This window comes from Kineococcus sp. NPDC059986 (genome assembly GCF_040702905.1).
In the GTDB taxonomy this organism is placed as follows: Bacteria; Actinomycetota; Actinomycetes; order Actinomycetales; family Kineococcaceae; genus Kineococcus.
In genome coordinates, this window is the sequence record NZ_JBFBND010000085.1 from 1 (window position 1) to 1,030 (window position 1,030).

General features: G+C 66.5%; 1 protein-coding gene. It reads right to left on the bottom strand.

Annotation, left to right across the window (positions count from 1 at the left end):
• Nucleotides 1-38: 38 nt before the first annotated feature.
• A complete protein-coding gene (locus AB0637_RS25000; protein ID WP_366175493.1) occupies nt 39-890 on the bottom strand; it encodes a transposase family protein in 852 nt (283 codons plus the stop codon).
• Nucleotides 891-1,030 lie beyond the last annotated feature (140 nt).

Consider the following 1,030-nt stretch of genomic DNA (forward strand, 5'->3'; position numbering starts at 1 on the left):
TGAGCTCTTCTCTGTAGCGGCTTGACGGTAACTGTGCGTCATGTGGTGCGGTCGTGCTCGAGGTGCAGCACGACCAGGACCGCGGCGGTGATGGCGCCGATCCGCCAGGGGCAGAGGGTGACCTTCTGCAAGACGCGGTAGTTCTTCAGCCTGGCGTTGCCTTGCTCAGCACGGGCTCGTACGTGCGCATGGACACGGTTGAAACTACGTTCGGAGACGGTCAGGTCCCCGTCCTTGGGCTGCTTGTTCGGGCAGATGAGCCGGTCGCGTTCGCCTTCGTAGCCCAGGTCGGCGAGGACCTTGTGGTCGGCGGCGGTGAACTCATCCAGCGCGTTGAGGAGATCGGGATGAGTGCGGGCGCAGGTGGTGTCGTGCTCGCGGCCCGGTCGTACCGGCGAGACCCAGATTGGCCAGCCGTCGGGAGCGGTGAGTACCTGGACGTTGCCGCCGTGGCGGCGGTGCTTACCTGACCACCAGAGGTCTACTCGCTGCCCTTCGCGCCTGCCTCTTCGCATCGTAGGTCCATGCACGCCAACGCGGTTGGTCGCCACCAGCGTGCCGTCAAGGCTTACATGGGTGTGGCCGGCGGCGTGCGCGGCCAGCAGTGCCGAGCGCAGCCCGGGCGCCTGGGCAGCCAGGACGTCGAGGGCCTCGTGCACGTAGCGGTAGGCGGTAGAGGTTCCTATGGCGTTGTCGCGGGCCAGTTGCGACACCCGTACGGCATCGAGTAGGAACCGGCAGATCAGCACCGCCTGAGCGAAGCAGCCCAGCACCCGCCGCCCAGCGCGCGTCCCCACCTTGAATCGGTGACGCAGCAGGAGGGTGGCGATGTGCTGGACGGTGGCCCGGGAGGTGGGCAGTACAGCGGTGTAGGTGACAGGATGAGACACGGTGGAGCTCCGGTGGTGGATGTTGCTGTAGGAAGCCCTCCGTTTACCGGAGTTTCACCTCTACCCGCCACCTCAGCCCTCACGGCACCACCACCGGCGTCACCGCCCGTGACCGTCAGGCCGCTACTGAGAATGGCTCA